Origin of the sequence: Sphingomonas sp. FARSPH, assembly GCF_003355005.1 — a bacterium.
Classification (GTDB): Bacteria; Pseudomonadota; Alphaproteobacteria; order Sphingomonadales; family Sphingomonadaceae; genus Sphingomonas.
This window is the reverse complement of record NZ_CP029985.1, coordinates 46,420-69,991: the sequence shown is the minus strand read 5'-3', so window position 1 is coordinate 69,991 and position 23,572 is coordinate 46,420. Positions and strand designations below refer to the sequence as shown.

Annotated in this window: 22 protein-coding genes; 12 read left to right on the top strand and 10 right to left on the bottom strand. The window is 68.0% G+C overall.

Going from position 1 to position 23,572, the window contains the following annotated elements; all coding sequences use genetic code 11:
• Positions 1-28: 28 nt before the first annotated feature.
• Positions 29-508: a YaiI/YqxD family protein gene (locus DM480_RS00310; protein WP_115377046.1), complete on the bottom strand. Its 480-nt coding sequence runs from the start codon at positions 506-508 to the stop codon at positions 29-31.
• Positions 509-681: 173 nt separating this feature from the next.
• Here DM480_RS00310 and DM480_RS00305 point away from each other — a divergent pair, with 173 nt between their 5' ends.
• Genes DM480_RS00305 through DM480_RS00290 form a run of 4 tightly spaced genes read left to right on the top strand, consistent with a single transcriptional unit; the run spans position 682 to position 5,848 of the window.
• Complete coding sequence (locus DM480_RS00305; protein WP_115377045.1) at positions 682-2,712, top strand: M3 family metallopeptidase; 2,031 nt, start codon at positions 682-684, stop codon at positions 2,710-2,712.
• 6 nt (positions 2,713-2,718) lie between these two features.
• Positions 2,719-3,912, top strand: a complete 1,194-nt coding sequence (gene kynU, locus DM480_RS00300; protein WP_115377044.1) for a kynureninase — start codon at positions 2,719-2,721, stop codon at positions 3,910-3,912.
• On the top strand, positions 3,909-4,742 hold the full coding sequence (gene kynA, locus DM480_RS00295; protein WP_115377043.1) for a tryptophan 2,3-dioxygenase: 834 nt from the start codon (positions 3,909-3,911) through the stop codon (positions 4,740-4,742). The genes kynU and kynA overlap by 4 nt, the downstream gene beginning before the upstream one ends.
• 23 nt (positions 4,743-4,765) lie before the next feature.
• Entirely contained in the window at positions 4,766-5,848 is a 1,083-nt protein-coding gene (locus tag DM480_RS00290) for a PLP-dependent cysteine synthase family protein (RefSeq protein WP_115380578.1), read from the top strand.
• 22 nt (positions 5,849-5,870) lie between these two features.
• Here the strand turns inward: DM480_RS00290 and DM480_RS00285 are convergent, their stop codons facing one another.
• The 4 genes from DM480_RS00285 to DM480_RS00270 form a co-directional block, all read right to left on the bottom strand.
• Positions 5,871-6,143 (bottom strand): hypothetical protein, encoded by a 273-nt coding sequence (locus DM480_RS00285; RefSeq protein WP_115377042.1) that lies wholly within the window; start codon positions 6,141-6,143, stop codon positions 5,871-5,873.
• A gap of 70 nt (positions 6,144-6,213) precedes the next feature.
• Entirely contained in the window at positions 6,214-7,152 is a 939-nt protein-coding gene (locus DM480_RS00280) for a glycerophosphodiester phosphodiesterase family protein (RefSeq protein WP_115377041.1), read from the bottom strand.
• Between the two features lie 82 nt (positions 7,153-7,234).
• Positions 7,235-9,748: a TonB-dependent receptor gene (locus tag DM480_RS00275; RefSeq protein ID WP_115380576.1), complete on the bottom strand. Its 2,514-nt coding sequence runs from the start codon at positions 9,746-9,748 to the stop codon at positions 7,235-7,237.
• A gap of 71 nt (positions 9,749-9,819) precedes the next feature.
• Entirely contained in the window at positions 9,820-10,950 is a 1,131-nt protein-coding gene (locus tag DM480_RS00270) for an ROK family protein (RefSeq protein ID WP_232834055.1), read from the bottom strand.
• Positions 10,951-11,017: 67 nt separating this feature from the next.
• Between DM480_RS00270 and DM480_RS00265 the strand changes: the two genes are divergently transcribed.
• Complete coding sequence (locus DM480_RS00265) at positions 11,018-12,322, top strand: MFS transporter (RefSeq protein WP_115377040.1); 1,305 nt, start codon at positions 11,018-11,020, stop codon at positions 12,320-12,322.
• 72 nt (positions 12,323-12,394) lie between these two features.
• Here DM480_RS00265 and DM480_RS00260 read toward each other — a convergent pair whose 3' ends face one another.
• The gene (locus DM480_RS00260) at positions 12,395-12,676 is read right to left on the bottom strand and encodes a DUF427 domain-containing protein (protein ID WP_115380574.1); all 282 of its coding nucleotides are present in this window, start codon (positions 12,674-12,676) and stop codon (positions 12,395-12,397) included.
• Positions 12,677-12,819: 143 nt separating this feature from the next.
• On the opposite strand from DM480_RS00260, the gene DM480_RS00255 reads away from it, so the two are divergent.
• The 4 genes from DM480_RS00255 (at position 12,820) to DM480_RS00240 (ending at position 14,445) form a co-directional block, all read left to right on the top strand.
• Positions 12,820-13,017 carry a hypothetical protein gene (locus tag DM480_RS00255; RefSeq protein WP_232834054.1) on the top strand — a complete coding sequence of 66 codons (198 nt, stop codon included), beginning with the start codon at positions 12,820-12,822 and terminating at the stop codon, positions 13,015-13,017.
• 5 nt (positions 13,018-13,022) lie between these two features.
• Positions 13,023-13,673, top strand: coding sequence for a UPF0149 family protein (locus tag DM480_RS00250; RefSeq protein WP_232834053.1), 651 nt, complete (start codon positions 13,023-13,025; stop codon positions 13,671-13,673).
• Positions 13,674-13,765: 92 nt separating this feature from the next.
• Complete coding sequence (locus DM480_RS00245) at positions 13,766-14,086, top strand: hypothetical protein (protein WP_115377037.1); 321 nt, start codon at positions 13,766-13,768, stop codon at positions 14,084-14,086.
• Between the two features lie 89 nt (positions 14,087-14,175).
• Entirely contained in the window at positions 14,176-14,445 is a 270-nt protein-coding gene (locus DM480_RS00240; RefSeq protein WP_115377036.1) for a hypothetical protein, read from the top strand.
• A 95-nt stretch (positions 14,446-14,540) separates the two neighbouring features.
• On the opposite strand, the gene DM480_RS18380 is transcribed toward DM480_RS00240, so the two are convergent.
• The 3 genes from DM480_RS18380 to DM480_RS00230 form a co-directional block, all read right to left on the bottom strand.
• The gene (locus tag DM480_RS18380; protein ID WP_232834052.1) at positions 14,541-14,996 is read right to left on the bottom strand and encodes an FAD-dependent oxidoreductase; all 456 of its coding nucleotides are present in this window, start codon (positions 14,994-14,996) and stop codon (positions 14,541-14,543) included.
• Complete coding sequence (locus DM480_RS00235) at positions 14,933-15,739, bottom strand: FAD-dependent oxidoreductase (RefSeq protein WP_232834051.1); 807 nt, start codon at positions 15,737-15,739, stop codon at positions 14,933-14,935. The genes DM480_RS18380 and DM480_RS00235 overlap by 64 nt, the downstream gene beginning before the upstream one ends.
• 109 nt (positions 15,740-15,848) lie before the next feature.
• Positions 15,849-16,799 carry an NAD-dependent epimerase/dehydratase family protein gene (locus DM480_RS00230; RefSeq protein WP_232834050.1) on the bottom strand — a complete coding sequence of 317 codons (951 nt, stop codon included), beginning with the start codon at positions 16,797-16,799 and terminating at the stop codon, positions 15,849-15,851.
• Positions 16,800-16,888: 89 nt separating this feature from the next.
• Here DM480_RS00230 and DM480_RS00225 point away from each other — a divergent pair, with 89 nt between their 5' ends.
• Complete coding sequence (locus DM480_RS00225; protein WP_115377035.1) at positions 16,889-17,779, top strand: LysR family transcriptional regulator; 891 nt, start codon at positions 16,889-16,891, stop codon at positions 17,777-17,779.
• Positions 17,780-17,872: 93 nt separating this feature from the next.
• Positions 17,873-20,113 carry a M3 family metallopeptidase gene (locus DM480_RS00220; protein ID WP_115377034.1) on the top strand — a complete coding sequence of 747 codons (2,241 nt, stop codon included), beginning with the start codon at positions 17,873-17,875 and terminating at the stop codon, positions 20,111-20,113.
• Between the two features lie 229 nt (positions 20,114-20,342).
• On the opposite strand, the gene DM480_RS17895 is transcribed toward DM480_RS00220, so the two are convergent.
• The gene (locus DM480_RS17895; RefSeq protein ID WP_125471436.1) at positions 20,343-20,606 is read right to left on the bottom strand and encodes a hypothetical protein; all 264 of its coding nucleotides are present in this window, start codon (positions 20,604-20,606) and stop codon (positions 20,343-20,345) included.
• 109 nt (positions 20,607-20,715) lie between these two features.
• Between DM480_RS17895 and DM480_RS00215 the strand changes: the two genes are divergently transcribed.
• Positions 20,716-23,532, top strand: coding sequence for a TonB-dependent receptor (locus DM480_RS00215; RefSeq protein WP_115377033.1), 2,817 nt, complete (start codon positions 20,716-20,718; stop codon positions 23,530-23,532).
• Positions 23,533-23,572: the final 40 nt, after the last annotated feature.

The following is a 23,572-nucleotide window of genomic DNA, read 5'->3' as shown; positions in this document are numbered from 1 at the left end:
TCAAGCGCGTAACGGCCGAGACGGGCCGTCAGCTGCGCGCCTCGCGGATCATCGCGGTCAACGCGGCGTCCAGCGCCGACAGGAATCGCGAGCGGTCCTCCTTGCCGAACGGTGGCGGCCCGCCGATGCGATCGCCGCCCGCGCGCAGATCCGCCATGATCGCCCGGACGGCGACGGCATTGCCGATCGAGCTGGTCGTGAACGGCCGCCCGTTGGGGGCGATGACCCTCGCGCCCGCCTTCAGGCATCGGTCGGCGAGCAGGATGTCGGCCGTGACGACCAGCGCAGCGGCGTCCGCCCGTGCCGCGATCCAGTCGTCCGCGGCATCGAAGGCATCGCCGACGACGACGCGGCTGATGAGCGGGTGCGGTGGCACGCGCAGCGGCGCGTTGCTGACGACGGTGACGGCGATGCCCATCCGGTAGGCGACGCGGTAGATTTCCTCTTTCACGGGACAGGCGTCGGCATCGACGAGAATGTGCGGTCCGCGTTCCACGCGCCCGTCCATGCCATGGTTCCCCGCACCGGACCAGCGCGGCCGAAGCGCGCGACAATGGCGGCAACGGGGGATGGCCGGCGACATGATCCTTCTGCGCCGGCATGCCACCCGGACGCAGCGACCCTATACTCCCCGTGGTGAATTGCTTAAGCGCGCCCAAGCGCCGATCAGTGAGAGACACGATGACCACGACCGCGGACATGTTGCTGCCCACCGCCCTGCCGCCGTTTGACGCATTGACGCCCGACGCGATCCTGCCTGCGCTCGACCGGGCGATCGCCGATCAGGACGAAACCGTCGCGAAACTGGTGCGCGAGGCGCCGACGACGTTCGAGGCGGCGTGGATGCCGCTGGAGCGCGTCGGCAATGCGGTCGATGCCTTATGGTCGGCGGTCTCGCACCTGCACGGGGTCGCCGATACGCCCGAACTGCGCGCCGCGTATGCCGCGGGCATGGCCAAGCTGGTCGAGGCGAGCACGCGGTTGCGGCAGAACCGCGGCATCTACGACCTGCTCGTCGCGCTGTCCGCGACGCCGGGGTTCGCTATGCTGCCGCAGGCGGATCGCGTCGCGGTGGAGCATGCGCTGCGCGATTTCAGGCTGTCGGGCGTCGCGCTGGACGAGGCGGGACGCGCGCGGTTCGCCGCCATTTCGCTCGAGCTTTCGCAGCTGTCGACCGACTTCGGCAGCGCGGTGCTGGATGCGACCGACGCGTGGAACGAGCAGGTCACCGACGCCGCATTGCTGGCCGGCGTGTCGGAGGCCGACCTCGGCATGTTCGCCGCCGCCGCCAGGGCGAAGGGTATCGACGGCTGGCTGGTCACGCTGCACGCGCCCAGCGTCAACGCGATCCTGACCTTCGCGGAAAACCGCGATCTGCGCGCGCGCGTCTATCGTGCCTTCGGCACGCGCGCATCGGACCAAGGGCCGCACGCGGGGCAGTTCGACAACGGGCCGCGGATCGCGCGAATCCTCGCGTTGCGACACGAACTGGCGCATCTGCTGGGCTTCACCGATCCCGTGTCCTGGTCGCTGGAGACGAAAATGGCGCCGGACGGCGCTGAGGTGCTCGCCTTCCTGCGTGATCTCGCCCGCCGTGCCAAGCCGATCGCGGAGCGCGAGCTGGCCGAACTGCGCGATTTCGCCGCCGCCGAGCTGGGCATCGCCGACCTGCAGCCGTGGGACGTCGGCTTTGCGAGCGAGCGGCTGCGCGCGTCGCGCTATGCGGTCGACGAACAGGAGGTGCGCGCGCATTTTCCCGTCGAGCGCGTGCTGGAGGGGTGGCAGGCGTTGCTCGGCCGCCTGTTCGGCATCCGCCTGGCCCCACGCCACGACGTCGCGCTGTGGCATGAGCATGCGCATTATTACGACGTCACGGACGAGGACGGCAGCGTCTTCGCGGGTCTGTACATCGACCTGCACGCGCGGACCGGCAAGCGCGGCGGCGCTTGGATGTCGGAAGCGCGGCCGCGGCTCAACGACGGCAATACGATCGGCGTGCCCGTCGCCTATCTGGTGTGCAACTTCGCGCCGAAGAGCGCGGAGGCGCCCGCGCTGCTGTCGCACAACGACGTCGTCACCCTGCTGCACGAGACGGGGCATTGCCTGCATCACCTGTGCACGCGTGTCGACCGGCCGAGCATCGCGGGGACCAGCGGCTTCGAATGGGATGCGATAGAACTGCCCAGCCAGCTGATGGAGGATTTCGCCTGGGACCGGGAGGTGCTGACCAGCATGTCCGGCCATTACAAGACGGGCGCGCCGCTGCCGCCCGCGATGTTCGAGAAGCTGGTCGCCGCGCGGCAATATCATTCGGCGATGTTCGTCGTGCGCCAGGTCGAATTCGCGATGTTCGACCTGCTACTGCACTTGGGCACGATGGGCACCGATCCGATGGAGGTCATCGACGCGGTGCGCGACGAGGTGGCGGTGATCCGCCCGCCCGCCTGGCATCGCTTCCCGCACGCGTTCAGCCATATCTTCGCGGGCGGCTATGCCGCGGGCTATTACAGCTATCTGTGGGCCGAGGTGCTGGCGGCGGACGGTTTCCGCCGCTTTGCCGAGGCGGGGCTAGTCGATCGCGCGACGGGCGATGCGTTCCGGGACGAGGTGCTGGCGCGGGGCGCGAGCCGTCCGGCGGCGGACAGCTTCCGCGCGTTCCGCGGCCGCGATGCCGATGTCTCGGCGCTGCTGATCCGGCGCGGGCTGGCGTAGACGGCGATGACCGATTTCGCCCTGACGCGCGCGGCGTTCGACATGCCCGCAGGGGTGATCTACCTCGACGGCAACTCGCTGGGGGCGATGCCGCGCGCGGCGGCGGCGCGGGTCGAGCATACGATCCGCGCCGAATGGGGCGAGCGGCTGATCCGCGCGTGGAACGAGGCCGGCTGGATGGCGCAGCCGCCGCGGGTCGGCGACCGGATCGGCCGATTGATCGGCGCGCCCGCGGGCAGCGTCGTCGTCGGCGACACCTTGTCGATCAAGGTCTATCAGGCGCTCGCCGCCGCGCTTGCGATGCGTCCCGACCGGCGGGTGGTGCTGTCCGACAGCGGCAATTTCCCGACCGATCTGTATATCGCGCAAGGCCTGCTCGACACGCTGGGGCAGGGGCACGAACTGCGCGTCGTCGCGCCGGAGGCGGTGGCGCAGGCGATCACCGACGATGTCGCCGTGACGCTGCTGACCGAGGTAGATTATCGGACCGGACGGCTGCACGACATGGCGGCGCTGACCGCGCGGGCGCATGCGGCGGGGGCGCTGGCGATCTGGGACCTGGCGCATTCCGCCGGTGCCATCCCCGTCGACGTCGCGGGGGCCAAGGCCGATTTCGCGGTGGGATGCACGTACAAATATCTGAACGGCGGACCGGGGGCGCCCGCGTTCATCTACGTTTCGCCCGAGCACGTCGATGCCGCGCAGCCGGCGCTGGCGGGCTGGATGGGGCATGAAAAGCCGTTTGCCTTCGACCCCGACTATCGCCCCGGTGCAGGGATCGAGCGGATGCGCGTCGGCACGCCGCCGGTGATCGCGCTCGCCGCGCTGGAGGCGGCGCTCGACGTGTGGGACGGCGTCGACATGGCCGACGTGCGCGCCGCGTCGATCCGCCTGTCGGAACGCTTCATCGACTCGGTAGAGTCGGCATGTCCGACACTGGTTCTTGCCAGCCCCCGCGATCCCGCGGCGCGCGGCAGCCAGGTGTCGTTCCGCCATCCGGACGCCTATGCGATCATGGCGGCGCTGATCGCGCGCGGCGTGATCGGCGACGTGCGCGCGCCCGACATCCTGCGCTTCGGTTTCACGCCGCTGTACCTGACCGAGGAGGAGGTGGTGCAGGGCGCCGTGATCCTGGCGGAGATCATGCGGACCGAGGCGTGGCGCGATCCCCGCTTCCAGGCGCGGCAGGCCGTGACATGAGCGACGCCCATTACGATCCCGCCCGCGATGGCGCGGAGATGTCGTTTCGCGGGCGCATGTCCTATGGCGACTATCTGTCGCTGGATGCGATCCTCGATGCGCAGCACCCGCTGTCGGCGGCGCACGACGAACTGCTGTTCATCGTCCAGCACCAGACGAGCGAATTGTGGCTCAAGCTGGCTCTGCACGAGATGGAGGCGGCATGCAGCGCGATCGCGACCGACCGGCTGGATATCGCGTTCAAGATGCTGACCCGCGTCGCCCGCATCTTCGAACAGCTGAACGGCGCTTGGGACGTGCTGCGTACGATGACGCCGTCGGAATATACGCAGTTTCGCGATTCGCTCGGCCAGTCGTCAGGCTTCCAGTCGTATCAGTATCGCGCGATCGAATATGTCGCGGGCAACCGTAATGCGGCGATGCTGAAGCCGCATGCGCATCGGCGCGATCTTGACGAGCGGCTGCGCGCGATCCTGGCGCGGCCCAGCCTGTATGACGAGGCGATCCGCCTGCTCGCGCGGCGCGGCTACGCGGTCGATCCGGAGCGCGCCGACCTCGCCCAGCAGCGCGTCGAAAGCGAGGGACTCGTCGCCGCCTGGGCGCGCGTCTACGCCGATCCGGCGGGCCAGTGGGACCTGTACGAGCTTGCCGAGAAGCTGGTCGATTTCGAGGATTATTTCCGCCGCTGGCGCTTCAACCACGTGACGACCGTGGAACGGATCATCGGGCTGAAGCGCGGCACGGGCGGCACGTCGGGCGTCGCCTATCTGCGGCGGATGCTGGATGTCGTGCTGTTCCCGGAATTGTGGCGGGTGCGGACGGTTTTGTAATGCGTGGGACGGTGCGGGACACGATGGCACGGGGCGACAACGAACGCGGCGGGACGACGCGGGTGTGGCTGAACGAGGCGGTGCGGCGGATCGAGGCGGATTTCAACCGATCGGCCGACACGCATCTGATCCACCTGCCGCTGCCGCGGTATCCGGGTATCGACCTGTACCTGAAGGACGAGAGCAGCCATCCGACGGGCAGCCTGAAGCATCGCCTCGCGCGGTCGCTTTTCCTTTATGCGTTGTGCAACGAATGGATCGGACCTTGCACGACGGTGATCGAGGCGTCGTCCGGGTCGACCGCGGTCAGCGAGGCCTATTTCGCGCGGATGCTGGGGCTGCGCTTCATTGCAGTGGTGCCCGCGTCGACCGCGGCGCCGAAGCTCGATGCGATCCGCTTCCACGGCGGCGAAATCCATGCGGTCGACGATCCGCGCACCGTCTACGACGTCGCGCATCGGCTGGCGGCGGAGACCGGCGGCCATTACCTCGACCAGTTCACCTATGCCGAGCGCGCGACCGACTGGCGCGGCAACAACAACATCGCCGAAAGCATCTTCGCGCAGATGGCTGAGGAGCGTTTTCCGACGCCGACGTGGATCGTCTGCGGCGCAGGGACGGGCGGGACGTCGGCGACGATCGGCCGCTTTTTGCGGTACCAGCGGCATGGGACGCGGCTGTGCGTCGCCGACCCGGAACATTCGATTTTCCACCGCCATTTCGCGGATCGCGGCGCGACGACGCTGCCCGAGGGGTGCGGCAGCTGCATCGAGGGGATCGGGCGACCGCGCGTCGAGCCGAGCTTCGTGCCATCCGTGATCGACCGGATGATCCCCGTCGCCGACGCCGACAGCATCGGCGCGATGCGGGCGCTGTCGCGACGCCTGGGCCGCAGCGTCGGCGGATCGACGGGCACCAACCTGTGGGCCTGCCTGCGCATCGTCGAGGAGATGGCGGCGCGCGGCGAAACCGGCAGCATCGTCACGCTGCTGTGCGACGGTGGCGACCGCTATGCCTGTACCTATTATCGGGACGAATGGCTCGCCGCGCGCGGCATCGCCTGGACGGGGACGGAGCGGGCGACGACGGCGGCCCTAAGCGGCTGACGTCGCCCGTGCGGGGCGTCGCTCAGGTGGCCGCGCCGTGTTCGCTCTCGGTCAGGGCGACGACCTCGAACTGGTAGCGGCGCCAGCCGCGCTGGCGTGCCGCCTCGTCGGTCGCCGCCTTCTTGCCGGTCGCCTCGCGCAGCGACTTGGCATGGCCCCAGAAGACCTCGGTCCGCCCGTCCTCGGTCACCGCGACGATCCGCCAGTAATGCGTCAGCGCCGCCGCGGTCGGGCCGATCGTCTTGACGTAGCCATCCGGCATTGTCGCGGTGAGATAGCGCTTCCGTTTCGCCATGGCCTCGCAAAGCACGCGCGGGGCGAATTTGGCAATGGCGGCCCGCAGGTCGGTGGACCGGCGCCTCGGCTCAGCGGGCGCGATGCGCGCGCGTCGCGCGGTAGCGCAGCAGATCCTCGACCGCGTCGGTCTGAAACACCCGTACGCCCTGGTCGGCGAGCTGGCCCCAGACGCTTTCGGGATCGTGCCGCGCCTCCGGATCACCGCCCATCCCGGTGACGAAGCCCTTGAACAGCGTGTTGATCCAGATCGGCACGCCCAGCGCGCGCGCGCGCGTCATTACTGCGGGCAGCGTGGTGACCGGCAGCACGGGCAGCTCGATCGCGATCGGTTTGATCCGGCCCTGCATCTGCGTGGCGATGACCTGGGGCACGTCGGCCGCCGCGGGATCGCCGGTGATCGGGATGACCGCGAACGGCACGCGATCGTAGGGCGGGATGGCGGCGAGCGGGACGGACGCGGCGCCGGCAAAGGTCTTCACGATCACGCGGTCCTCGGCACCCGCCCGCCGCACGGCATCGACGACCTCGCCATAGATCGCGTCCTTGACGTCGAGGTTGAGGACGATGCGCCCCTCCGCCAGCGCGAGCAGCTCGTCGAGCGTCGGCATCGCCTCGGTCGTGATCGCCGCCGCCGCGCCGCCTTCGTCCTGGCGCAGCCGCAACGCCTTTAATTGCGCCAGCGTCAGGTCGGCGACCTTGCCGGTGCCGTTGGTGGTCCGCTCGACGCTGTCGTCGTGCACGATGACGAGCGCGCCGTCGCGGCTGCGGTGGACGTCGGTTTCCATGACGTCCGCGCCCAGCGCCACGCATTGCAGCAACGCGGCGCGCGAGTTTTCCGGCGTCGCGGCAAGACCGTGCCGTGGCGCCGCCTCGTGGCAGCCGCGATGCGCGATCACGATCAGGCCGCCGTCGGGATCCGCGAGGCGGCGCAGCGCGTCCCCCGGCGCGGCATGGGCGGTGGAGCAGGCAAGGCACGCGGCAAGGCCGGCGAGAAGCGGACGATACATGGGGAGAACTTTCGGTACGGGGGTAGGGCGGGCGGCGCCTATCGCCCGCCCGCGCCGTCAGGATGCGCTCAGCGGCGCGGCGTCACCACTTGCGGCTGACGATGAAGCGGACGTTGCGGCCGAACAGCGGGCGACCGAAGATCGCCGTCGGCACGCCCTGTCCGAACCGGTCGCCCGCGGTATTGCCCTCGGTAAAGCCATGCGCGTTGGTGACGTTGTCGCCCGCCACCTGGAACTGCCACAGGCCCGTCGTCACCATCGCGCCGACGCCGAACGACCCGTAGGCCGGCAATGCCGTCGAATTGAAGAAGTCGGTGTAGCGCTGGCTGACATAGTCGTACCGGCCGTAAATGCTGACGCCGGCGCCGCCGATCGTGAAGTCCGCGGTCGGACGCACGTTCAGGAACAGCTTGGGCTCGCGGATGATCTGCTTGCCGTTGGCGCGGCTGCCATCGAGGCCGGTGTTGCTGCTGAAATTGAGGTAGCGCGGGTTCTGCACGGTCACCGATCCGGCGATCGAGAAGGGACCGGGCAGGCGCAGGCGGCCGTCCGCCTCCATGCCCTTCGTCTCGGCGGTGCCGATGAAGGTCGTCGTCACGTCCGCGCGGCCGGTCGCGGGGTTGAAGCCCGCAAAGCTCGCGTTCAGCGGATCGAACTTGGTGTAAAAGCCGGTGACGTAGAGATACGATCCGGCAGAGGCGAGCTTGATGCCCGCCTCGTACAGCTTCGCCTTGGTCGCTATCGCCGGCGGCGTCGGATAGGTGAAGGCGAGCGTCGTGCTCGGCGGGACGTCGAGCTGCGAGGCGCGCAGGTAGACGCCGATATGCCGGCTGAGATCGTAATTGGCGCCGACCGTCCAGTTGGTCGCCTGCTGCTTCAGGCGCAGCGTGCCGATGCCGCCGGTGAAGCCGCGCGTGCTGTTGTCGGCGAGCGTCGTGGCATCGCCCAGATTGTACGATCCGGTCAGGCGGGCATAGCCGCTGTAGCTGTACCATTCGCGCCGGAAGCCCGCGTCGAGGCGCAGCCGGTCGGTGATGTCCCAGGTGTCGGTACCGTACAGCGCGATCAGCTGTCCATCGACACTACCCGCGTTGAGCGACACCGCGTCGTTGAGCGAGCCGTTGTCCGTGACATAGCCCAGCACCGCGCCGCTCGCCGAATAGGCGGCAAGGTCCAGCGTCTTCGGCTGCGATTTCACCTGGATCAGGTAGTTCTGATAGGTGGTGAACATCTTCTGCCCCCACAGCGAGCCGTAGGTGCCGACGCGGATGTCGTGCGTGCCGATGCCGGTTTCGAACTTGCGCGTCACCGACAGATCGCCCTGCGACGAATAGAAGTCGGTCTGGATCGCGCGATACTGCGCCTGCATCACCAGGCCCGAATCCGCAGCCGGATTGTATGTGCCCTGGCCGCCGGTGCCGGCGAAGCTGTAGCCCATGCGCGCGACGTTTGGGCCGAAGGCCGCCGTCGCCGCGGCGAGATAGCCGTTGGCGAAGCTGGTCGCGTCGACCGGGTTGGACGTCGAGTAGAAGGCGTCGAAATGCACGGTGCCCAGCGTCAGGCCGCCCTTGGCGGAGACGTGCCAGTCGCCATGGTCGCCTTCGTAATCCACCGCGAAGTTGCCGAAGACGATATGGCGGCCGTTGGCGAGGTCGCCGCGTTGGGTCTGGATCGTGCCGGTCGGGTCGCGATAGCGGATGGTGACGTTGCGCAGCGCCGGCGTGTTCAGCGTGCCGTCGAAATAATCGATATACGGGTTGAGGCTGACCGACGGATTGCGCGGATCGTTGGTCGGGATCGACAGATAGAAGACGTTGTGATCGTCGGTGAACTGGCCCGACAGCTTGATGAAGCCGTTCGGCAGGTCGTGCTTGATATTGGCGCGGATCTGGCCGCCGCGGTCGCTCGGGAAACCCGAGTCGCGATAGCCGTCGTGGTAGCGGATGAAGCCGCCGACCGCGTAATAGGTGTCGCCGCCCAGCGGCCCCGCCTGATACGCGTCCATCCGGTAATAGCCGGTGTCGCCGACCGTCGCCTGCACCTTGCCCCGGGTCGTGTCGGTGCCGGTCACGGTGATGACGTTGGCGATCGCGGCCGCGGTGCTGGCGTAGATCGGCGCCGGACCGCCGCGCACCACCTCGATCCGGTCGGTCATCAGGTCGAGCCGGTTCATGCCGTCGCCCTGGTTGAAGAACCAGCCGTCCAGCTCCTGGAACAGCGGCAGGCCGTCCTGCTGGTAATAGAGGAAGCCGCGGTCGGTCGGGATGCCGCGCACCCGGGTGATGTTCTGCACCTCGCCGCCGGTGGCCTCGACGTGGATGCCAGGCAGCGTGCCGATCAGGTCGGTCGTGCTCTTGGGCGCGAGCTTCTGGATGTCCGACTGCGCCAGCGAATTGACCGCGTAGGAGACGTCGAAGCGGCGCTGCTGACGGGCCGAGCCGGTGACGATGATGTCGGACCGGTCCTCGTCCTGCGCCGACGCTGCCGCTGCCGCGGTCGTCGCCGCGTCCGCAGACGCGATGGCCTGGGCAAATGCCGTTTGTATCAGGAACGGCGTGACGCACAGCGCGGCGCCCACCAGCAATCGGTTCTTCATGTTACCCCCCATCGGATTGAATGGCGGGCCCATCGCAGCGGTCGATGACAGTTTTATTTGCTTACATGTAATTAAATCGTGGTCTGCGCGGTGATGGCATGGATGGGGATCATCGCCGCGCCGATCACCACCGCGCGGCTGCCGATGCGGGAGGCGCGAATGGCCGGCAGCGACGACCGGTAATTATCGTCGCGCGCCTGCGAACGCTGCGACAGCCCCTCCGCGATGCGCTTCAGCAGGGGCAGTGGCAGCGCGCCCGACACCATCACCGCGCCTGGATCGAGCCATACGGTGCCGCTCAGCACCGCCTGATCCAGCTGTTCGACGACCCGATCGATCCAGGCGGCGATCAGCGGCGCGTGCGTTTCGCGCAGCATCTCGATCTCGGCCAGCGAATCGATCGGGACGCCCGCATCGCGCAAGACGTGGAGCAGGTCGATGCCAGACGGCCGGTCGCGCTGGCCGGGGAACAGGCGGCCGACCTCGCCCGCATTGCCATGCTCCCCCAGAAACAGGTCGCGCTCCGCGATCAGGCCGCCGCCGATGCCATGGCCGAGGAACAGCGTCAGTACCGACCGGTACCGGCCGATGATGTTGTCTTGGTAATATTCCGCCAGCGCGGCGGCGCTCGCGTCGTTTTCGATCCACACCGGCATGCCCAGCGCGTCGCCGATCGTCTCGGCCAGCGGCACCGCATTCCATCCCGCCAGCCGATCGACGACGATGCGGCGGTTGCGGTCGCCCGGCAACGCGTAACCCGGCACCGCGACGCCCAGGCCCAGGAACTTGCCGCGCCGGAAGCCGTGAGCCGCCGCCAGCATCTGCAGCCGCTGCTCCACCATCTGCGCGAATACGCGGGGGGCGGGATCGTCGAAGGGGGTCGTGTCGTGGACGATCGGCCGCCCGCAGAAATCGACGATGACGAGCTCGAGCCAGCCGGGATGTGGCGCCGCGCCGATTGCCCAGCCGCCATTGCCGGACACGGCGAGCGGCACCATCGGCCGCCCCCGCGCGGGCGCATCGCGCGCCTCCTGCTCCTCGATCAGGTCGAGCGCCAGCAGCGACTGCGTCAGCCGCGTCATCGTCGCGCCGTTCATGCCGAGCGATTGCGCCAGCCGCGTGCGCGACGCGGCGCCTTCGATCCGCAATTGCAGCAGCAGCCGCCGTTGCGGCTCGTTGAGGCGGATCTGCGGGCGCGGCATGGCGCCGTTCTATATTTTTCCGGCGTGTCAAATAAATGAAAGTCGATCCGCTTAGGGGATCGCCGTCATGGCCGCCTTCGCTTCCGATCCGCCGCCCGTCGGCCCGCATCCGCTTGCCGTGCAGGTCGGCTATAGCGTCGCCAATCTCGGCAAGAGCGTCGTCTGGTCCAGTTTCGAGAGCATCATGCTCTATTATCTCGTATCTATCGCCGGCTTTGGTCCGCTCGCCGCGGGATGCCTGCTGGCGACCGCGCTGCTCTGGGATGCGGCCTTTGATCTTGTGGTCGCGCGGTGGACGGACCGATCGGACGTCACCAACCGCCTGGCGCAATCGATCGTCATCGGCGCGCCGTTGTGCGGGATCGGCTTCTGGCTGGTCTTCGCCTTGTCCGATCCCACAGCGGTCGCCGCGGCGATCATCGCATGCCGCGTCGGTTATTCATTGTGCGACGTCGGGCACAATACGCTGCTGATCCGTGTCGCACGCGCGCCCGGCGATGCGGCGCGCGTGTCGGGATTGCGACTGCTGTTCAGCGCGGCGGGCGTCGCATTGCTGGCGCTGGCATCGGGGCCGGGCCTGCGCCAGACCGCGTCGGCGGCGCAGCAATCGTCGTTCGCGGGCGGTGCGATGATCGGCGGCCTGCTTTACATCGCGACGCTGTTCGCGGCGCTGTATGCGACGCGCGGCGTATCGCCGCCGCCCGCGCCGGGGCGCGATGCGATGCGTCGCGCTCGCCCGATGCGCGATTACTGGCGCGATCCCGTCTTTCGGCGCCTGTTGTGCGTGATCGCGTTGCAGGCGGGGCTGATCCCCTTGTTCCAGCGCGCACTGCCCTTTTTCGGGCGGGCGGTGCACGCCGATGCGGGATGGGCGGCCCCGGCATTGCTGACGCTGACGATGGCGCAATCTTTGGCGCTGCCCGGCTGGATGGCGTTGGCGCGGCTTTACCCGCCGCGGACGATCGCGACCCTTGCCTATGCGCTGGGGGGCGTCGCGATGACGGGACTGACGATCACCACCGCGGATGCCCCCGGGTTCGTGCTGATGGCGCTGCACGGCGCGGCCCTTGGCGGGATGAGCCTTGCGATCTGGGCGCTGCTGACCGATGCCGTCCAGCGGTCGCTGGCGGCGGGCGGAGAGGGCGAGGCGTCCGCGGTCGGCCTGTTCCTGGCGGTGCTGAAGACTGCCGCCGCGCTCGGCAACCTGGCGTTCGCGGGGATCGTCGCGGCGGGCCCGGTGCGTCTCGCCACGACGGCGGTCGGCGATATCGCGCTGCTGCCGGCGTGCGCGACGGTGCTGCCGTTACTGGGGTGCCTGGCGGCGGGCGGCCTGCTGTGGCGCGGCGGGAATGCAGCGTCGCTAAGCCGGTGACGCGCCTATTCGGAAGGCGGGGCCGAGCCGCCTTGCCGCTCGCGCACCGACCGTCGATACAAACGCCTCGGATCAGCCGACCGTCACGCCTTTCCAGAAGGCGATACGGCCGCGTATGGCGTCCGCCGCGGACTTGGGATCGGGGTAGTACCAGGCCGCGTCGGGATTGTCGGCGCCCGCGACGTGCAGAGAGTAATAATGGGCCGTCCCTTTCCAGGGGCAGACCGTCGTCGTTTCACTGGGACGCAACAGCGTCGCATCGACGCTCTCCGCCGGGAAATAATGGTTGCCCTCGACGATGATCGTGTCGTCGCTGCTCGCGATGCGCGCGCCGTTCCACCGTGCCTCGACCATCATGCCTCTCCTGTTCCCGGATGCGGACGTCGGCATTCGCGCAGCCTGCGTCAAGACCGCCCGCGGACGTTCGGCGTGCAGGGACCGTCCAGGGCAGGCGATCTGGCGCTGTCAAATCCGGTCGTTCCTGTTAACGGACCCCCATGCTCAAAACCCGTATGAAGCGCCTCGCCCACCAGAGGGAAGCCGATCGCCAGCGGCTTGCCGCCATCGAGGCGGCGGTGGCGGCGCTGGGCGATGAAGATCTGCTCGACTTCGCCGATATCTTCGCCGGGGGCGATCCGACGCCGCTTCGCGCCATGGCGGAGGACGAGATGCGTCGGCGCGGCATCAGCCTGTGAGGAAAATGCCGTCCCGCTTTCGCCGTCTCGATGGCGCGCTGGCGGACCTGCCGGTCGAAGAGCCGATGCTGCTCACCGAACTCGACGGTTTTCTGACCGGCCTCATCATCTGTCCCGAACCGATCCCCGTGGATGAATGGATGACGGTCATCTGGGGCGTCGACGTCGATGGCGTGCCGCCCTTCGACGATCCGCTCGACGTACAATGGTTCGTCAAGGCGGTGGCGGCGCGGCGCGACGAGATCGCGCGCGACCTGGCCCGCGGCAGGCTGCAGCCGATCCTCGACATCGACGAGCGGGACGGCGAGATTCTGTGGGAATATTGGATCGACGGCTTTTCCGATGCGGTCGCGCTGCGGCCGGACGCGTGGAGCGCGGGGGCGGCAAATCCCGAATGGGCGGACGCGTGGCGCCGCCTGCAGGCCCTGATCGCGATCGCGCACGACGAAAGCGATCTCGACAGCGTCGAGGTCAACGCGTTCGAAGACCGCGCGGTGGCCGAACTGACGGATGCGGTGCAGCGTCTCCACGGGGCACGCGCGCGTGCCGGCCAGCCCCGCGCGATCGGCGTGGAGGCGATTGTGCCGGTGAAGGTCGGCCGCAACGATCCATGCCCCTGCGGATCGGGTAAGAAGCACAAGCATTGCTGCGCCTGACCTGATTCGCCTTCCCGCGAAAACCAAGTCGTCACGGGCGACCGCGCGGCCGATTTGCGCCCGTGCGGATATGCTGTGCTAGAGGTCCGGCCATGTCCAAATCCCGAACGAATGCCGGAACCGTCACGGTCGATGGCGTGGCCTATGAGTGGCACCTGCACAGCGAACCCCACCAATCGGACGACGAGGGGTGGAAGGGCATGACGATCTCGCTCCTGCAACAGGATGCCCAGCGAGCGGCGCTGATCGAATTTCCGCCGCCGAAGCGGCTGTTGAAGGGATTGCCGCGTGGCCGGCTCCAGCTCGATGACGCGACGATCGCGCGCTGCGTGCGCTCGGCCGTGTCCGCGGGGTGGGAGCCGATGTCGCGCGGAAGGCCGATCGTGGTGATGGTCGACGCCGACGGCAATTGAGCCGCGCTTCGGGGGCCGGTCGACACCCGAAACCGCGCACCGGGATTTGCCTTGTCAGCGGCCGGGGGGCAGGCCAACGTCGCGCCACGATGAAGACGCTCCCCAACACCGACGATTATGCGCGTGGCAGGCGCGATGGCTTGCGCCTGGCGCTTGCGATCCTCGAGGCGGAAGAGGCCAAATGGGAAGCGTCGCTCGGCGAAAGCCGGTCGTGGCGAACCAATGCGATGCGGGTCGTTCGTCACAAGGCGTATCATATCGCCCGCAAGCGCGTGCAGACGGCGCTTCATCGCCTGCTGCCGACGTCCGGCACCTCCTTGCCGAGCGAGGTCGCCCGAAGGATCGATCAGGCTGGCTAGTAAAGCGTTCGCCCCCCCCGGTGCGACGGCAACGACAACCGGATGCTCGGCCGCGCGTTCCGGATGGTCGTGACCGCGCCGTGGGTCGGCAGACGTCAGAGCTCCAGCCGCGCCAGCGGATTGCCGATCAGGCCGCTGACCATCGCCGCCTGAATCCGCGTGGCGGGCCACAGTTTCGACAGCGGCCCGACGATACGGTCGCGCACAAACGGAAGCGCCCGGCTGTCGGACTGGTAGACGGGCGTGAACAGCGCGGTCAGCGCCTGATACAGGCGGACGTGCCGCCGCCGCAGCGCGATCGCCCGACCGAGCGCCGTGGCGACATCCGGCGATCGCCGCAAGCCCAGGGTCAGCGCATAGGCGTCGAGCAGCGCCATGTTCGCGCCCTGGCCCAATTGCGGGCTGGCCGAATGCCAGGCATCGCCGATGTGGATCATCCCGGTTTCCGCCGGGATCGGCAGCGTACGATGCGCGTAACGGGCAAAGCTCAGCTGGTCGGGCGACCCGATCTGGTCGAGCAGATGCGCGGTGGCGGGCCACAGCGCGGACACCTCTGCTTTCCAGGCATCCAGCCCGGCGGCCTGCCATGCGGCCAGCCGATCGGCACGCAATGACCAGAACAGCGCCGCCTGCCGCCGCCGCGCGCCGGGAAATCGCCCGACCGGCAGCACGCCGACCATGACGCTCGCCCGCCGATAGCGTTGTTCGAGGGCGCCGGGGTCCAACCCCGCATCGGCGGGCCAGTCGAACGTGCCCAGAGCGCCCCATAGGCCAGCGCGCGACCGCAGGGCGGCGCCAGCGGCGTGCGGGTCCCGAGCGCATCGACGACAAGATCGAACGGTCCGACGCGGCGACCGCGTTCCAGCAACAGGAACCGGCGATCGTCCGCGGCCATCTCGCTTCCCGTCACGGCGCAGCCGGTTTCGATCCCGATCCCCGCCGTCAGTACGGCGTCGTGCAACAGCGCGAACAAAGTCGCGCGGTGGACGCCGACGCCGAACCCGGCGCGCCTGCCGAGCGCCGCATAGCGGACGTCGAGCACCACCCGGCCGCTGCTGCCCGCCTCGCCGTGGAGCCGGTCGATCCGCGCGCCGTGGTCGAGCAGCGCGTCGGCCAGCCCCAGCTGGCGCAGGACGGCAAGGCCGGTCGGCTGGATCATCAGCCCCGAACCGACCGGGCGGGGCGCATCGAACCGCTCGAACAGCGTGACATGGTGGCCGTCTCGATGCAGCAGCAACGCCGTGGCGAGACCCGCGGGGCCGCAACCCGCAATGGCGATGTGATGACGCTGCATCGCGCCAGCCTAACCGGACCCGGGCGTGGCGGCATCCTGTTTGATGCAGGCGACGGGCACGGACCGCGCGAGCCCGATGGCTTTCGGAAAGCCGACGCGCCGCCCGGCCTCACAGACAACCGAGCCCCGCCAGCGTCACCCGTACCGCCTCGTCCAGCGGCGTATGGGGTTCTTCCCCAAGTTCCGCGACCAGACGATCGTTGGCCAGGCGCACCGGCTGCTGCCAGAGATAGCGCATTTCCATCAGCTCGCGCGGCGTCGTCGCGACCAGCGCGGCAAGGCGCAGCTGCCACCAGGGCAGGGGGCGGATCGGCACCGCCGGGTCGCCGAGCACGCGCGCGATCGCCTCGACCATCCGGCGGCCGTCCCCATCCCAATGGCCGTCCATATGAAAATGCGCGAAGGCGGGCAGGTCGGGGCGATCGAGCAGCCGCGCCATCGTCTCGGCAACGTCGGGCAGGAACGCCCATTGATGCCCGACACCTCGCTTTCCAGGATTGCGGATCACGCGCGGTCGCCCACCGGGCGCGATCAGTCCCTGGCCGAACCAGGTGTTCGCCGCGCCCGGCCCGAAGAAATCGCCCGCGCGGACGATCAGGACGTTCGCCGTCCCCGCGTCGGCTGCGGCGCGCAGGCGTCGTTCCATCTCGGCGCGGATCGCGCCCTTGCGGGTATGCGGATGCTGCGGCGCATCCTCGGCGATCAGCGGGAAGGCGTCGGGGCCGAAGTTATAGACCGTGCCCGGCAGGACGATCCGCGCGCCACACGCCTTCGCCGCGGCCAGCGTGCTGCCCAGCATCGGCAGCACCACCTTCGCCCAGTCATGATAGCCCGGCGGATTGACCGCATGGACGATGACGTCCGCGCCGCCCGCCGCGGCCGTCACGCCAACCGGATCGAGCGCGTCGCCGATCACGCGCTCGCATCCTGCGGGGAGCGACGCGGCGTCGGTCCGGGTCAGCGCGCGGACGCGCCAGCCGGCAGATAGCAACCGCCGGCTGATCGCTCCGCCGATGCCACCGGTCGCCCCCAGGATCAGTGCCGTTCTGTGTATCATCATCGCCTCCGTCTTCGTGTCGGCGAGCAAAATGCGGCGGATGCTGCGATACGAAAATTGCGCAAAAGCGTCATGCCGCTATACGCCGATCTATGAACACCGAACCCAGTTGGGATGTCTATCGCAGCTTCGCCGCTGTCCTGCGCGAAGGCTCCCTGTCCGGCGCGGCGCGCGCGCTCGGCATGACCCAGCCGAGCATCGCCCGCCACATCGATGCGCTGGAGCGGGCGATCGACGGCACGCTGTTCGTCCGCTCGCAGCGGGGGCTGTCGCCGACCGATCGCGCGCTCGCGCTGCGCCCGCACGCAGACGCGCTGGTCGCTGCCACCGAGGCGCTGCGCCGGTCCGGCAGCGGCGCCCCCGATGCGGTGGCCGGCGTCGTGCGGATCAGCGCGAGCCAGGCGGTGGGCGTGGGGCATCTGCCGCCGATCCTTACGGAGCTGCGCACGCGGCACGGCGCGCTGACGATCGAACTGTCGCTATCCGACCAGCCCGACGATCTGCTGCAACGCCGCGCCGATATTGCCGTGCGGATGTTCGCGCCGACGCAGCAGGCGCTGGTGGCCCGCCATGTCGGCGAGGTACCTCTGGGTTTCCACGCCCACCGCGATTATCTGGATCGCCGCGGCGTGCCGGCGACGCTCGCCGAGCTTTCCGGCCACGACCTGATCGGCTTCGATACGGAAACCGACTTCATCCGCGCGGCGATGCGGCATCTGCCGGGGATCGACCGGTCGCGGTTCGCGTTGCGCGTCGACAGCGACGCGGCGCAGTTCGCGGCGATCCGCGCCGGTTTCGGCATCGGCATCTGCCAGACCGCCATCGCCCGCCGCGATCCCGCGCTGGTCCGCGTGCTCGCCGACGCGCTCGACCTCCCGCTGCCGTTGTGGATCGTCATGCACGAGGACCTGCGGCGGATCGCACGGTATCGCGCGGTGTTCGATGCGCTCGCAACGGGGCTGGCGCGTCTGGCGGCCGGGTGAGGTGCGACGCCTTAAATCCGTGCGCCCTGCCATTGATCTGCAGCGCGGGGAGGCGCATCGCAGCACCATCGCCCCCATGTTGATGGAGCCCCCATGCGTCTGTTCGCCGCGACTGCCACGATCCTGTTGATGTCCACCACCGCGCTTGCCCAGGGTACGCCGCCCGCGACGCCGGCGTCCGCGACGCTGCCCGCCGCCAACCCGTTCGCGCAGCCGAGCAATCTGCCGTTCCAGGCGCCGCCGTTCGACCGGATCAAGAGCGCCGATTACGCCCCGGCCCTGCTCGCCGGCATGGCGCAGCAACGTGCCGAAATCCGCGCGATCACGCAGGTGCGCAGCGCGCCGACGTTCGACAACACGATCGGCGCGCTGGAGCGCTCCGGCCGCCTGCTCGAACGCGCGACCATGGCCTTTTACGGCGTCGTCGGCGCGAACACCGACGACACGCTGCAAAAGACGCAGGCCGACCTCGCCCCCGCCTTCGCCGCGCATCAGGATGCGATCAACCTCGACCCGGCGCTCTTCGCGCGCGTCCGGACGCTATACGACCAGCGCACCGCGCTTCGCCTCGATCCCGAGCAGCTGCAGGTGCTGACGCTGACCTACGAGAATATGGTGCGCGCCGGCGCCAAGCTGTCGCCCGCCGACAAGGTGACGCTGAGCAAATACAATGCGCAGCTGTCGACGCTGGAGACCGCGTTCCAGCAGAAATTGCTCGCCGCGGCGAAGGCGGGCGCGCTGGTCGTCGACGACAAGGCCAAGCTCGACGGGCTGTCGGACGCCGAGATTGCCGCCGCCGCCGATGCCGCCAAGGCGCGTGCGCTGGCGGGCAAGTATCTGTTGCCGCTGCAGAACACGACGCAGCAACCCGCGCTCGCCAGCCTGAAGGATCGCGCGACGCGCCAGGCATTGTTCAATGCGGGCTGGACCCGCGCGGAAAAGGGCGATGCGAACGACACGCGCGACACGATCGCGCAGATCGCGCTGTTGCGCGCGCAAAAGGCGAAGCTGCTCGGTTTTGCGACCTGGGCGGATTACGTGCTGCAGGACCAGATGGCGAAGACCCCGCAGACCGCGCTCGGCTTCATGCAGCAGCTCGGCAAGCCGGTGGCGGCGGAACAGCGGCGCGAGGCCGCCGAACTCCAGGCGCAGATCAAGGCCACGGGCGGCACTTTCCAGCTCAAGCCGTGGGACTGGGACTTCTATTCCGAACAGGTGCGCAAGGCGAAATACGACCTCAACCAGGACGAGCTGAAGCCGTATTTCGAGATCAACAAGGTGCTGACTGACGGCGTCTTCTATGCCGCGAACCAGCTGTACGGCCTGACGTTCAAGCGTCGCACCGACATTCCGGTCTATCAGCCCGACGTGATGGTCTATGAGGTGTCGGAGGCGGACGGCACGCCCGTCGGCCTGATGTATTTCGATTACTGGAAGCGCGACAACAAGAACGGCGGCGCGTGGATGTCGAACTTCGTCAACCAGTCGAAGCTGCTCGGCACCAAGCCGGTGATCTACAACGTCGCCAATTTCACCAAGCCCGCGCCCGGCCAGCCGGCACTGATCAGCTTCGACGACGTGACGACGATGTTCCACGAATTCGGCCACGCGCTGCACGGTCTGTTCGCCGCACAGACCTATCCGTCGGTGTCGGGGACCAACGTCGCGCGCGATTTCGTCGAGTTCCCGTCGCAGTTCAACGAGCATTGGGCGCTCGATCCGAAGGTGCTGCCGCATTATGCGGTCAACTATAAGGACGGCAGCGTCATCCCGCAGGCGCTGGTCGACAAGATCAAGCGCGCCGGCACGTTCAACTCCGGCTATTCGTTCGGCGAGGCGCTGGCCGCGGCCGAGATGGACATGAGCTGGCATTCGCTGACCGCGGCGCAAGGCAAGCAGGATGCCGACGCCTTTGAGACGAAGGCGCTCGCCGCCACTGGGCTCGACGTCGCCGACGTGCCGCCGCGCTATCGGTCGAGCTATTTCCTGCACATCTGGGGCAACGGCTATTCGGCGGGCTATTACGCCTATAGCTGGACGAAGATGCTGAGCGAGGACGCGTTCGACTGGTTCGAGCGCCACGGCGGCATGACCCGCGCCAACGGCCAGCGTTTCCGCGACATGATTTTGTCGAAGGGGCACACGCAGGATTACGCGCCGATGTTCCGCGCCTTCAACGGCGCCGATCCGCAGGTCGCGCCGCTGCTGCGGAACCTGGGGCTTAATGCGGACGGGTCGCGCGTCGGGGCGAAGGATGCGGGCGGGGCGGGGGTCGACGGCGTCGTCCCCGCATCGGCGCCGGCAAAGGCCGCGACCGGCAAGACGGGGCAGTAACCGCATCGGCGGCAGAGGCGGACACGCCAGTCCGCCCTGCCAGCCAGCAGCCCGCGGCCTGCTATCCGGCCATGGAGCGAGAAGCGCTCGAAGCGGCGATCACCTGGCACCAGACCGTCGTAGAGAATGGCCATTCTCAGGTCGATGACCCGAGATCTGCCGGTGCCGTCAGGGGGCGATCTGCCGTCCGCTCAGCCAGGCGGTTTCGTCACTCGCATTGTACCCGGAATCACCCTTTTCTAGAAGCGCCGACGAAGCGGACGGTCGGCAGCGCGCGCGGCCATCCGTCATCGTCGCGCTGTCCGTTCGGCGCCGCGCGCACATCCCTGTCCATCGGCGTATATCGGACAAATAAAACTTTTTCGGTAAGCCGCGATCGCTCGGCGCGGATGATCGCGCCTTCGCGCGATGGCCGAAGTACCTGAGATACATCAATAAATCCATGCATGGGCGGCGCCCGGTCGGCGTCGCGCCCGCTACGGCTGATTGCCATTTTCGTTCAACGCGTCAGGACCTGACGAAAAATTTATTTTGTCTAACAATAAGATTGGATTATGTCTGGCATAAGCCGACACCAAAACACGGTCGCGAAGGGGAGGAATATGAAGGGAAGTCACGCACGTCTGCTGTTCGGCGCGTCGGTCGCCGCGTTGTCGTTCCAGGCGGCCGGTATAGCGCAGGCGCAAGCCGCGCAGGCGACCGGCAACGTCACCGCCGACCAGGCCGCGCAAGGAACGCCCGGCGACCAGGACATCGTCGTCACCGGCGTGCGCGAATCGCTGCGTTCGGCGCAGGCGATCAAGCGCAACGCCAATCAGATCGTCGATTCGGTCAACGCGCAGGATATCGGCAAGCTGCCCGACGCGAACACCGTCGAGGCGCTGCAGCGTATCACCGGCGTGCAGATCCAGCGTCGCTACGGCGAGGGCGCGACCGATTTCGACCACCGCACCACGCCCGCGATCACCGTGCGCGGCCTGACGCAGGTCAGCAACTTCATCGACGGCCGCGCGGCGATCTCCGCCTCGGGCGGCCGCACGCTCGACCTCGAGGCGATCCCACCCGAACTGCTCGCCGGTATCGACGTGTTCAAGAACCCGCCCGCCAGCACGATCGAGGGCGATGTCGCGGGCGTGGTCAACATCCGCACCCGCCTGCCGTTCGACCAGCCGGGCCAGCTGATCAGCGCGACCCTGAAGGGCAATTATTATGATCGCGCCGACAAGTTCGGTGGATCGGGCTCGGCGCTGTACAGCAACCGCTTCCAGACCGGCATCGGCGAGATGGGCTTCCTGCTCAACGCCAGCTACGCGCGCAGTTCGTATCGCCAGGACGCGATCCTGATCGGTGCGTTCGGCCCGATTCCCGCCGGCACGACCATCCCCGGCGCACCCGCCAATGCGCAGGTGCCCTATGGCGAGCAGATCTACGACGACGGCGGCAACCGCAACCGCCTGGGCCTTGCCGGCGCGTGGCAGTGGCAGGCGGCGGACAATCTGCTCGTCACCGCGCAGGCGCTCTATTCGCGGTACAAGTTCTACCGTCAGGGCAAGTACTTCTACTACAACAACAACGGCAATGGTCCGACGACGCCGCTGGCGGGTGCCAACTTCACCTTCGACAGCGCAGGCTATGCGACGTCCGGGTCGCTCGCCAACCAGGTGTTCGAATCGGCGCGGTTCGATCAGGACCTGACCAACACCACCGGCAACTATACGCTGAACGCCAAGTGGGACGTGTCGGACAAGCTGCACGCAGTGTTCGACGCGCAATATCTGAAATCGTCCTACAACGCCGATCGCAACGGCTTCGTCATCTCGCTCTACGACCAGACGGGCCAGACGCCGTATAATGCGAAGAACCAGAGTATCGTCGATTTCGACCTGCGCGGGTCGCGGCCGGTGTGGAACGTCCGCAATCCCGCGCTGCTGTCGGATCCGAACAATTACGCCTTCACGTACATGGCGGATTCGATCACGCGCAACGATGCCGACCAGCTCGCGCTGAAATACGACCTGGAATATGACGTCGAGGGCGGCTTCCTGCAGAAGCTGCGCGGCGGCCTGCGCTACGCGGACAGCACGATCGACCTGCGCGGCACCTGGAACGGCTTCTGTCTGCTGCCCTCGGGCCCCAACCCCAGCTGTTCGTCGCCGGCGGGGCTGCCCTTCGTCCGGCTGTCGCAATTCCCCGAACTCGCGCTGAAGGGTCCGACGCCGAACTTCTTCGATGGCAAGACGCTGCCCGGCGGCATCCTCTATCCGAACTTCGAACCCGGCAATTCGCTGTGGGACAGCCTGGTCAAGACCGAGGCGAAGTTCGGCGCGACGCCCAAGAGCACCTTCTCGCCCGGCGACCTCAACCACCAGACCGAACGCACGCTCGCCACCTATGTGGCGGCGGATTACGAAGGCGTGATCGGCGGGCTGAAGGTCGACGGCAACGCCGGCGTCCGCCTGGTGCGCACCAGCACGGGGTCGTCAGGCACGATCTTCAACAGCAACGGGACGCAGGCACCGATCGACGTCCAGCGCCGCTACGTCAAGGCGCTGCCCAGCTTCAACGTGCGCGCGCACATCACCGACACGTTCCAGACGCGCTTCGCCTTCTCGAAATCGTTCGCGCGGCCGAACTTCGACCAGATGGCGACCAACGTCTCGCTCAACAATCCGACCGATCGCAGCTTCATCCGCCGCGATGCCAACGGCAATATCATCGAACAATTACCGACCGGCGGATCGGGCAATCCCTATCTGCGTCCGATCACGTCGGACAATTACGATCTGACCGCGGAATGGTATTTCTCATCGACCGGGTCGGTGACGCTGGGCGGCTTCTACAAGAAGGTCGACGGTTTCCTCGCGGGCGGCACGACGTTCCAGACGTTCAACGGCGTCCGCTATGCGATCGGCACGACGGTCAATACCGGCACCGGCACGGTCAAGGGGTTCGAGGCGGCGTACCAGCAGTTCTTTGACTTCCTGCCGGGTCTGCTCAGCGGGCTGGGCGTGCAGGCGAACTACACCTTCGTCGACAGCAGCGTGACCAATCCGTTCGCGACGGCGGGGTCGAACGTGCCGACGACGGTACCGCTCGAGAAACTGTCGAAGCACAGCTACAACCTCGTCGGCCTGTACGAAAAGGGGCCGGTGACGGCGCGTCTCGCCTGGAGCTGGCGCGGCAAGTATTTCGACACGACGCAGGGCAGCGGCGCGAACGGCGTGCCGCAGTTCCAGAAGCCCTATGCCTCGCTCGACGCCTCGGTCAGCTACAATTTCAACACGCATCTGGCCTTGTCGGTCGATGCGGTGAACCTGACCAACCGCATGAACCTGACGTACATCGGGACGCTCAGCCAGCCGTTGCAATATACGCTCAACGACCGGCGCTTCGGCTTCTCGCTGCGCGCGACCTATTGATCCCCCCTGTGCCGGCGTGGTGTGTGCATCGCCCACGCCG